Origin of the sequence: Curtanaerobium respiraculi, assembly GCF_024609215.1 — a bacterium.
GTDB classification, from domain to species: Bacteria; Actinomycetota; Coriobacteriia; order Coriobacteriales; family Eggerthellaceae; genus Curtanaerobium; species Curtanaerobium respiraculi.
In genome coordinates, this window is the sequence record NZ_JANIPD030000005.1 from 39,910 (window position 1) to 49,886 (window position 9,977).

Annotated in this window: 9 protein-coding genes; 1 reads left to right on the forward strand and 8 read right to left on the reverse strand. The window is 65.7% G+C overall.

Annotation, left to right across the window (positions count from 1 at the left end; all coding sequences use genetic code 11):
- Positions 1-23 precede the first annotated feature (23 nt).
- The 8 genes from NOV21_RS03405 to NOV21_RS03440 all read right to left on the reverse strand — a co-directional run bounded on the left by NOV21_RS03405 (position 24) and on the right by NOV21_RS03440 (position 9,458).
- Entirely contained in the window at positions 24-1,289 is a 1,266-nt protein-coding gene (locus NOV21_RS03405; protein ID WP_283171380.1) for a glutamate-5-semialdehyde dehydrogenase, read from the reverse strand.
- Positions 1,286-2,413, reverse strand: a complete 1,128-nt coding sequence (gene proB / locus NOV21_RS03410; protein WP_283171381.1) for a glutamate 5-kinase — start codon at positions 2,411-2,413, stop codon at positions 1,286-1,288. Before proB ends, NOV21_RS03405 begins: the two co-directional genes overlap by 4 nt.
- A complete protein-coding gene (obgE, locus tag NOV21_RS03415) occupies positions 2,413-3,807 on the reverse strand; it encodes a GTPase ObgE (RefSeq protein WP_283171382.1) in 1,395 nt (464 codons plus the stop codon). Before obgE ends, proB begins: the two co-directional genes overlap by 1 nt.
- A 227-nt stretch (positions 3,808-4,034) precedes the next feature.
- Positions 4,035-4,286, reverse strand: a complete 252-nt coding sequence (rpmA, locus tag NOV21_RS03420; RefSeq protein WP_283171383.1) for a 50S ribosomal protein L27 — start codon at positions 4,284-4,286, stop codon at positions 4,035-4,037.
- Positions 4,287-4,307: 21 nt separating this feature from the next.
- The gene (gene rplU, locus NOV21_RS03425; RefSeq protein WP_283171384.1) at positions 4,308-4,613 is read right to left on the reverse strand and encodes a 50S ribosomal protein L21; all 306 of its coding nucleotides are present in this window, start codon (positions 4,611-4,613) and stop codon (positions 4,308-4,310) included.
- Between the two features lie 118 nt (positions 4,614-4,731).
- On the reverse strand, positions 4,732-7,380 hold the full coding sequence (gene polA / locus NOV21_RS03430; RefSeq protein WP_283171385.1) for a DNA polymerase I: 2,649 nt from the start codon (positions 7,378-7,380) through the stop codon (positions 4,732-4,734).
- Between the two features lie 69 nt (positions 7,381-7,449).
- Positions 7,450-8,124: a winged helix-turn-helix domain-containing protein gene (locus NOV21_RS03435; protein WP_283171386.1), complete on the reverse strand. Its 675-nt coding sequence runs from the start codon at positions 8,122-8,124 to the stop codon at positions 7,450-7,452.
- 2 nt (positions 8,125-8,126) lie between these two features.
- On the reverse strand, positions 8,127-9,458 hold the full coding sequence (locus tag NOV21_RS03440) for a glutamine synthetase family protein (protein ID WP_283171387.1): 1,332 nt from the start codon (positions 9,456-9,458) through the stop codon (positions 8,127-8,129).
- A 161-nt stretch (positions 9,459-9,619) separates the two neighbouring features.
- Here NOV21_RS03440 and NOV21_RS03445 point away from each other — a divergent pair, with 161 nt between their 5' ends.
- Positions 9,620-9,850, forward strand: a complete 231-nt coding sequence (locus NOV21_RS03445; protein ID WP_283171759.1) for a hypothetical protein — start codon at positions 9,620-9,622, stop codon at positions 9,848-9,850.
- Positions 9,851-9,977: the final 127 nt, after the last annotated feature.

Here is a 9,977-nt window from a genome sequence, read left to right on the forward strand (position 1 = left end):
CAGACCCGGCGAAATCTCGGGCGCTACGGCCTGACTTGGCCGGTTCCGCGGAGCAAGTACTTCCACGTGGTAAGCGCCTCGAGGGCGAACGGACCCCGTGCGTGCAGCTTCTGGGTCGAGATGCCGATCTCGGCCCCCAAGCCGAACTCGCCGCCATCGGTGAATCGCGTGCTTGCGTTCCAATACACGGAGGAGGCATCCACCCGGGCAAGGAACTCCTCCGCCGCGGCGGCGTTCTCGGCGATGATCGCCTCCGAATGGCGTGTGCCGTGCGCGCCGATATGGCGGATGGCGTCATCCAAGCCCCCGACGCACTTGATGGCGATCTCCAACGCCAGATATTCGGTGTCCCAATCCGCGTCGATGGCGGGAACGCACGCAAGGCCCATGTCCCGGGCGATTTGGGCAGCGCGGGCATCCGCATGCAGGACGACCCCCTGCGATGCGAGCGCGGGGAGGATCTCGCGCAGGGCCTCCTCGGCGATCGCATCGTCCACCAGCAGCGTCTCGATGGCGTTGCACACGCCGGGGCGCTGGCACTTGGCGTTGACGGCGATTTCGCGGGCCATGGAAACGTTCGCGGACGCGTGCACGTACAGGTGGCAGTTGCCCACCCCCGTTTCGATCACGGGTACCGTAGCATGCTCGATGCAATGCCTGATCAGCCCCGCTCCCCCGCGGGGGATGAGCACGTCGATGATCCCCCGCATATGCAGCAGCTCATCGGTCGCGGCACGGTCGGCGGTCTCGATCGCGACGATGCAATCCCGCGGCATCCCCGCGGACACCGCGGCGTCGTGCAGTACGGCCGCGAGGCATATGTTCGAGCGGAGCGCCATGCTGCCGCCGCGTAGAACGACCGCATTGCCGGATTTCACGCAGATGCCCGCGGCGTCGGCTGTCACGTTCGGGCGCGCCTCGTACACCATGGCGACCACGCCCAGAGGCACGCTCACGCGCTGCAGGCGGACTCCCGAGTCGAGCGTGCGCTCCCGCTGCACCTCGCCCAGCGGATCGGGCAGGGCGGCCAGCGATTCGAGTCCCCGCGCCATGCCCTCGATTCTGCCCTCGTCCAAGGCGAGGCGGTCGAGCAGGGGCTCGGGTGTCCCCTTCGCGCGCGCGGCATCCATATCGACCGCGTTCGCGGCGACGATGTCGGCGGCGCGGTCGCGCAGGGCGGCCGCTATCGCCCCCAATGCCGCGTTGCGGACCTCCAGGCCCGCCATACCGCACGCCGCGCTTGCCGCGCGGGCCGCGCGGGCCGATTGCCAAACCGTACGTTCGCTCATTCGAACACCACCAATTCATCCCGATGCACCAACGGATGCACCGCCATGGGGGCGAGCAGCCGATTGGCAGCCATCTCCTTCGTCGAGTACCCGCGCGCGAGCTCGACCTCGTCATGCGAGGCGTTCACCTTGCCGCGCGCGAAGATGTGCCCCTGCTGGTTCTTGATATTGACGATATCGCCCGCCTCGAAGGGACCTGCCGCCTTCACCACGCCGACGCACAACAGCGATTTGCCGCCGGATACGAGCGCGTCCCTCGCACCGTCATCGACGATTAGGGAGCCGCGGGGCGTATCGCCCAGCGCAATCCACAGCTTGTAGTTCGTGATCTCATGCGGCTTCGCCGCCGCCTCGAACCGCGTGCCCGCCTGCCCGCCGGCCACGATGCGCACCAGGACACCCGGATCGGAGCCGTTGCACACGACCATGGGGATGCCGGCGACCATGAGTACGCGGGCGGCCTTGATCTTGGTCGCCATGCCGCCCGTGCCCATCTTGGACGACGACCCCTGCGCAGCGTGCATGACCTCTTCGGTCACGCGATGCACCACCGGCAGCCGCACCGCATCGTCGTGGGTCGAGGGATCGGCGGTGAACAGACCGTCCACATCGGAGAAGTTGACGCATAGATCGGCCTTGACCAAGCAGGCGACCACGGCGGACAGCGTGTCGTTGTCGCCGAACCTGATCTCCTCGACGCTCGTCGTATCGTTCTCGTTGACAATGGGGACCACGCCGTAATCGACCAGGCGGAGCAGGGCATCGCGCGCATGCAGATAGGCGCTGCGCCGCGACGTGTCATGCCGCGTGAGCAGCACGAGGGAGGACAGCATCCCCGCCTCGCCGAACACCTCGCTGTACGCGCGCGCGAGCGTCCCCTGACCCACCGATGCCGCCGCCTGCAGCCCGGGGATGTCATGGGGCTTCTCATGCAGGCCCATGAGCGGATAACCGCAGGCGATGGCCCCAGATGAGACCACGATGGGGCTCCAGCCCAGATCCCGCACGGACGAGAGCTGCCGGGCGAGCGCGGACAGGTACCCGCGCTTCACCGCGCCGGATCCGTCCACCACCGTGGAAGAGCCGATCTTCACGACGACGATCCTGTGGCCTGCAGATTCCATCAGACATCCAACCCCGCGTAGATGTCCTCATGCGTGAGGGCGGATTCGAATTCGAACGCTCGCCCGACGATGCGGATCTCGTCGCCATCGCGCGCCCCCGCCGCGCTGAGGGCGTCATCCACGCCGAGCCGCTTGAGGCGATGTTGCAAGAAGGCGATGGCTTCCTCGTTGTCCCAGTCGGTCTGCACCACCATGCGCTCCACCTGGCGCCCCCGAACCCGGTACACCCCCGCCTCCAGCTTGACGACCTCGAAACAGCGGTCGCGCTCCTGGCGTCGGCTCTCCCACACATGGTCGTAATGGGGCGTGGCGGCAGAGGCCGCTTCGCGCTCGGAGCGCAGGTCGCTGACCTTGCCGCCCACGATACGCTTGAGCTGCTCGATTCCCTCGCCCGTCGCCGCGCTCGTCCGGCGCACCCGGGGATCGATGGGGCTGTCGAGGAACTCGTTGCCGCCCACTGCGGCAAGGGATTCGCGGCGCACCTCGTCCTCCAGGCGGGCAATGTTATCCTCGAAGCCGGGCACGTCGACCTTGTTCGCGACAACGAGGGATGGGCGCCGCGCCAACTCGGGGGAATGCAGCTCGAGCTCGCGCTTGATGATGCGGTAATCCTCCACCGGGTCGCGGCCCTCGAACCCGCCGGTGATATCGACCACGTGCACGATCATCGAGGCGCGCTCGACGTGGCGCAGGAACTCGTGGCCCAGGCCCTTTCCCTCGTGCGCGCCCTCGATCAGTCCGGGGACGTCGGCGATGACGAAATCGTAATCGTCACTGCGCACCACGCCCAGGTTGGGCTCGAGCGTCGTGAAGGGGTAGTCGGCGATCTTGGGCCGGGCCGCGCTCATGCGCGATATGAGCGAGCTTTTCCCGGCGCTGGGCATGCCGACGAGGGCGGCATCCGCCATGAGCTTCACCTCGAGCTCGATCCAGCATTCCTGCGCCGGCTCGCCCAGCTCCGCGAAGGCGGGGGCCCGCCTGGTGGACGTGACGAAATGGATGTTCCCCCGTCCCCCGACGCCGCCCTGCGCGACGATGACGCTGTCCCCCTCGTGCGTGAGATCGGCGATGAGCTCGCCCGCCTCGCGCGCGTCGTCGAAGTACTCGCGCACCACCGTTCCCACGGGGACGGAAAGGATCAGGTCCTCCCCCGAGGCGCCGTGCATCTTGCTGCCCTTGCCATGGATGCCCCGCTGCGCCTTGAAATGGTGCTTGAAGCGGTAATCGATCAGCGAGGAGACACCCCCCGCCGCCCGCACGACAACGTTGCCGCCCCGTCCGCCGTCGCCGCCGTCGGGGCCGCCTTTGGGCACATGGGCCTCGCGGCGGAAGCTCATGCACCCTGCCCCGCCGTCGCCGCCCTTCGCGTGGATATGAACCTTGTCGATAAACATGCTCTTCCGCCATTCTGCCGAACGGCGGACCGCTCGACGCCGCACAGCACCGGATGCGTCTATTCTAGCTCACTGCTTTGGGCGCCGCGATTCGGAACCTCGGGCCCGAGGGCCGACGCTTGCATCGCGACGGCCCGCTGCAGCGAATCCAAGCCTGCACTATTCTAATCGAAGGGGCTCCCCATCCGAAGGAAGCCCCTGCATTTCAAGTATATGAGCGCTTGCCATTAGGCGAGCGGGCGCACGTGCACCTTGCGTTTCACGCCGCGGGTGTAATCGACCGTGCCGTCGATGAGGGCGAACAGGGTGTCGTCCTTGCCGCGGCCGACGTTATCACCGGGGTGGAAGTGGGTGCCGCGCTGACGGACCAGGATGTTTCCCGCCTTGACCGTTTCGCCGGCGAACTTCTTGCAACCCAGGCGCTGTGCGTGGGAGTCGCGCCCGTTTCGGCTGCTGCCGAGGCCTTTCTTGTGTGCCATAAGACTTAACGCCTCCTAGACTTAAGCGATGGATTCGATCTTGACGCGGGTCAGGCTCTGCCGATGGCCGCGCAGCTTCTTGTAGTTCTTGCGCTTCTTGAACTTGAAGACGAGCTGCTTCTTGCCGCGGAACTGCTCCACGACCGTGGCGACGACCTTGACCTGGGCGGCTTTTTCGGGATCCGCCTCGACCTGGCCGTCCGCCACCGTGCAGATGACGGGCAGTTCAACCTTGTCGCCGGCAGCTGCGTCGAGTTTTTCGACCTCGAGCACATCGCCAACGGCAACCTTATACTGCTTGCCACCGGTTTTCACGATTGCGTACATGCGTGTTTCTCCTTGATGTGTACGAACTTTCACGTTCACCCGGGCCCTTGGCGCACCTGGTGGTGGGAAACAAGTACCACTTTGTAGCGTTTCTGCACCCGAGCTTTGCAATGGTACCTTAATGCGCTTCGCTCCAGTTGCTTCCATACGAAACATCCACGACAAGCGGGACGGCGAGCTCCACCACGTTCTCCATGTCGGATTTCAGGAGGGCGGCCACGTCCGCAGCCTGCGCCCGGGGTACCGACAGATCGAGTTCGTCATGGACCTGCAGCATCAGGTCGACCTCGGGGAACCGCGCACGCAGATGGGCCGAGGCCCTCGCCATTGCCATCTTGATGATGTCCGCCGCCGACCCCTGCATGGGGTGGTTCATAGCCGTGCGCTCCCCGAAGTTGCGCTGTTGGGCGTTGTGCGCCGCAAGCTCGGGGATGTGGCGCTTGCGGCCGAACATCGTCTCCGCATAGCCCCGCTCGTGGGCGGCGGCCACCAGCTTGTCCAGGTAGGTGCGCACGCCGGGATATGCCTCGAAGTAGCGGTCGATCATCGCCTGCGCCTCCGCGAAGGGGATCCGCAGGCTCTGGGAGAGCCCGTACGCCTGCTGCCCGTACACGATGCCGAAGTTCACCGCTTTCGCACGGCTGCGCATCTCGGGCGCCACCTCCCCCACCGGCACGCCGAACACGCGCGCCGCCGTCTCGGCATGGAAGTCCTCGCCCTCGTTGAACGCGCGGATCAGATGCTCATCGCCGGACAGATGGGCAAGCAGCCGCAGCTCGATCTGCGAGTAGTCGGCCGACATGAACACGTCCCCGTCCCGGTTGGGCACGAAGCACCTGCGCACGTTGCGGCCGAAATCGGTCCGCACGGGGATGTTCTGAAGGTTGGGGTTGCTCGAGCTCAGGCGGCCCGTCGCAGTGACGGTCTCGTTGAAAGAGGTATGCAGGCGGTCGTCGAGCCTGCGCAGGCGCGGCAGGGCATCCAGGTAGGTGCCCTTCATCTTCGCCTGCTCGCGGTATCGCAGGATGAGCGCGGGAAGCGGATGCTCCTCGGCAAGCTGCGTCAGCACCTTCGCATCGGTCGAGTATCCGCGGGAGGTCTTCTTCCGCGGCTTCAGACCGATCACCTCGAAGAGGATATGGCCCACCTGCTTGGGGGAGTCGATGTTGAACTCCTCCCCCGCCTCCTCGAAGATCCGGGATGCGAGTTCCTTGATCTGGGCTTCCGACTCGTCGGAGAGCGCCGCGAGAGCGTCGGCGTCGATCGAGGCGCCCACGCGCTCCATCTGAGCGAGCACAGGCACCAGCGGAAGGTCGATCCCCTCGTAGACCGGCAACGACCCGTCCGCCTCAAGCGCATCCATCAGGGGCCGCGCGATCGCGCGGAGCGCGGCAGCCTCCACGACCACCGCATCGTCGTCGCTCTTCGCGGCGGGCAGCTCCGCGTCGAGGTAGAGTTCCGCCAGAGCGCGCGCATCGTGCTTGAACGTGGTCGAGTTCAGCACGTAGGCGGCGAGGGTGACGTCGATGGGCCGCGCGGCGTACAGCTCGTCTTCCGTGATGCCCGGCGCAATCGACGAATCGGCGGGATAGAGCTGCTGCAGCGCATCCTTCGCATCGAAGACCGCGATCGCACCCGGCATCTCGGCCGTCAGCGCGCGGCGCAAGGCGTCCTCCGCATCCTGGCCCCGCAGCAGCGCCGCCCCCTTCGACGAGGAGATCGCCACGCTCAGCGTGCTTCCGAAGAGGGATTCCTGGGACGGGAGCCGATACGCCACCCCCACGATGTGCTCCCGGTCGGCGGCGTCGAGGGCAGAGTCCGCGAAGGCGGCGGCTTCCGCCCCGACCGCGTACCCCTCCCAAGCCAAATCGACCGACGCGCCCTCCGCGCCGTTCCCCCCGGTGAGCGCGAGGAGCCGCTTCAGATGGGAGCGCAGACCGAGCTCGCCGAACGCCTCCTTCACGGTCTCGGGATCGAAATCGGGAAAGCCGATCCCATCGATATCCAGGGGGAAATCGAGGTTGCGGACGATCGTGGCGATATCGCGCGAGAGGAACGCCGCCTCCTTGTTATCGCGCAGGTGCTCGAGCTGCTTGCCCTTGAGCTTATCGAGGTTCTCGTACAGCCCCTCCATGGTGCCGAACTGCTGCAGGAGCTTCGCAGCCGATTTCGGGCCGATACCGGGCACGCCGGGGATATTGTCGGCTGAATCCCCCATCAGCCCCAGGAAATCCGGGATCTGCGCGGGCGTGACGCCGTATTTTTCCTCCACGCCTGCCGGGTCGTAGATCACCACGTCGGAGATGCCCTTCTTGGTATTCACGATGCGCGTTCGGGCGCTCGCAAGCTGGCAGGCGTCCTTGTCCCCGGTCACCAGCAGCGTCTCGTAACCCGCCGCATCGTCACGGGCGGCGATGGTGCCCAAGATGTCGTCGCCCTCCCATCCCGGCACCTTCACGACGGGGATGTTCATCGCCTCCAGAATGACGTCCATCGCGGGGAACTGCACGCGCAGATCCTCGTCCATGGGAGGCCGCTGCGCTTTGTACTGGGCCATCGCCTCGATGCGGAATTTCGGTTTGCCCACGTCGAAAGCGCACACGATGGCATCGGGACGCTCCAGCTCGACGAACTTCAGAAGCATGCTCAGAAATCCGAAGACGGCGTTGGTCGGCGTGCCATCGGGGGCGGTCATGGTGGGCGGAATCGCATGGTAGGCGCGATGCATCAGCGAGTTTCCATCGATAACTGCTATTTTCCTGGACATACGGGCTCCTTCGGACGCGTTCGACTGGCAAGTATACTGCATGGGCGGGAAGCGCGCCCGGGGCCGGCATCACGCGGACCAGAGGTACCCGATACCGCGCACCGTTTCCAAATGCTGGGCCAATTCGGGTCCGAGCTTCGCGCGGATACGGCGTACGTGGACATCGACCGTGCGGCTGCCCCCGTAGTAGTCGAACCCCCACACGCGGCGCAGCAGCGCGTCGCGCGAGAACGTGCGGTTGGGATGGGCGGCGAGGAAAGCCAGCAGCGCATATTCGAGGTAGGTGAGATCGAGGGGGGTCGATCCGATGGTCACCTGGTACGTCGCCAAGTTGATCGTCATGCTCTCTACGACGATGAAATCCGACGCGTTCGCCTCGTCACCGGGCCAGAGCAGATGCCGGGCGCGCACCGCGCATTCCTCCTTGCTCGCGGATGAGACGATGAAGTCGCTTTTCAGCTGGGCGGGAAGATGGAATTCTGAGATCTTGCCATCGGGGACGACGAGGAGGACGGCCACGTTCGACGATCCCGCAAGCGCAGTCTCCATGCGCGCGATGCCCGCATCGGCGTCATCCGCGTACTCGTACACCACCATATCGCAGGACAGACCGCGGTCGAGGGATGCGTCGAACTGGACGGTGCTCATGGAGGACACCTCGGCATCGAGGGAGGAAACGGCCTGCTGGAAGCGATAGGAGTTTCCCAGGCTGTTGCTGACGAAAAGAACTCGTTTCCGATCCATCGCTAGAGCACATCCATCCAGCGGTCGCGCTCCCACGCGGTTACCGTGCTCAGGTATTCCATCCATTCGCGGCGCTTCGCATCCACCAGGTACTCGTGCACGTGGTCCCCCAGGACCTCGCGCGCGAGGGAGCTCCCCTCGAAGGCGTCGATCGCCGCGCCCAGCGTGGTGGGCAGGCTTCCCAGATCGCCAGCCCGGTCGCGCGAGAAGCACGCATCCGCCCCGCCCTCTGCCGGCTCCGGCAGCGGCAAACACTCCTCGATGCCCCGAAGACCCGCCGTCAGCGCGACCGCGAAAGCGAGGTAGGGGTTGCAGGCGGGATCCGGCATCCGCAGCTCGACGCGACATGCCATCTCCTTGCGAGGGCGGTACCCCGGCACGCGTACCAGCGCGCGGCGATTGCTGCGGCCCCAGCTGATGAAGCGCGGCGTCTCCCCCCCGCCCATGAGGCGTTTGTACGAGTTCACGTATTGATTGGTGACAAGGCAGTATTCGGGGGCGTATTTCAGGAGGCCCGCGATGAACTGCTTGGCGGTCGAGGACAGATTGTACCCATCGGGATCGCGCGGGTCGAAGAACACGTTCCGGTCCTCGCGGTCGAACAGGCTCATATGCACGTGCATGCCGCTTCCCGGATGCTCCGTGAACGGCTTGGGCATGAACGTCGCGTAGACGCCGTGCTTCGCGGCGATCTCCTTCACCACCACGCGGTAGGTCATCACCGCGTCCGCCATGCTGCAGGCATCGGAGTACCGCAGGTCGACCTCGTGCTGGCTCGGGCCGCTCTCATGATGGCTGTATTCCACGGGGATGCCCATCCGCTCAAGCGTGAGGACGGTGTCGCGCCGCAGGTCGCTCCCCGAATCGAGGGACGTCAAATCGAAGTACCCGCCCTTGTCGAGCAAGTTGCGGTCATGGGGGTTGTCGAGGTAGAAGTATTCGACCTCGGGGCCTATGTTCGCGATGAATCCCGCATCGGACGCCTTCTCCACGGCGCGTTGCAGTATCCGGCGCGAATCCCCCTCGAAGGGATGCCCGTCGGAGGTCTTGATAGTGCAGAACATGCGCGCGACGGAGTTGCTGTCCGGCCTCCAGGGCAAGATCTGGAACGTGGAGGCATCCGGGAAGGCCAGCATGTCGCTTTGCTCCGCAGGGGAGAATCCGCTGATGCAGCTCGCATCGAAGCCCATCCCCTCCTCGAAGGCGTTCTCAAGTTCGTTGGGATTGACCGCGAAGGACTTCATGGCCCCCATGACATCGGGGAACCAGAAGCGCACGAAATGGACGTCGCGTAGTTTGATCGTCTTGAGCACGTACTCTTGATCAGGGCTCATGGTGAATGCCTTCCGTCGACTCGTCGTAGGGCCCGCATTCCCGCGGAGTGCGCAAGCCCCTGCCGCCGCCTGCATTATCCCGCTTCGCCGCCGGGCACGGAACGTTCTTCATTCCATCAATAGGAACGGCGCGCCTCCGCGGGCCATGATATCCTGCAGATATGGACGACGAGAGAACATGGCGCATGATTCAGGAGGCGATTGCCGCGGACATCCAAGGCAGGCCCCCCAATCCCGTAGTGAGCCGCCGGACGTTGTTCGGCATCAAAAGCGGCGTGGAGGAGGCGGTCGAGAAGATCGCCCGCGACGATGAGGTGCGACGGGCGCGGGAGCGTGCGGGGCAACGGAAGGCGCGCTCGACCGAAACGCGGCGCCTAGGGAACCGCCGATGAATTCCGCCAGCCCGGGGGCGGCATGCTGGCGCCGGAGCGGCCCGATCCCCGTCCGCGCACGCCTGCGCCCGCTCGGCTTCCGCCGCTTTGGCGCTCAGCCCGCCGCCCCCGGCCAAGGCGGAATTAA

What these genes read in the sequence shown, in the direction of transcription:
- NOV21_RS03405 (WP_283171380.1), bottom strand. Translation starts at nt 1,289, where the DNA reads ATGAGCGAACGTACGGTTTGGCAATCGGCCCGCGCGGCCCGCGCGGCA.
- proB (WP_283171381.1), bottom strand. Translation starts at nt 2,413, where the DNA reads ATGGAATCTGCAGGCCACAGGATCGTCGTCGTGAAGATCGGCTCTTCC.
- obgE (WP_283171382.1), bottom strand. Translation starts at nt 3,807, where the DNA reads ATGTTTATCGACAAGGTTCATATCCACGCGAAGGGCGGCGACGGCGGG.
- rpmA (WP_283171383.1), bottom strand. Translation starts at nt 4,286, where the DNA reads ATGGCACACAAGAAAGGCCTCGGCAGCAGCCGAAACGGGCGCGACTCC.
- rplU (WP_283171384.1), bottom strand. Translation starts at nt 4,613, where the DNA reads ATGTACGCAATCGTGAAAACCGGTGGCAAGCAGTATAAGGTTGCCGTT.
- polA (WP_283171385.1), bottom strand. Translation starts at nt 7,380, where the DNA reads ATGTCCAGGAAAATAGCAGTTATCGATGGAAACTCGCTGATGCATCGC.
- NOV21_RS03435 (WP_283171386.1), bottom strand. Translation starts at nt 8,124, where the DNA reads ATGGATCGGAAACGAGTTCTTTTCGTCAGCAACAGCCTGGGAAACTCC.
- NOV21_RS03440 (WP_283171387.1), bottom strand. Translation starts at nt 9,458, where the DNA reads ATGAGCCCTGATCAAGAGTACGTGCTCAAGACGATCAAACTACGCGAC.
- NOV21_RS03445 (WP_283171759.1), top strand. Translation starts at nt 9,620, where the DNA reads ATGGACGACGAGAGAACATGGCGCATGATTCAGGAGGCGATTGCCGCG.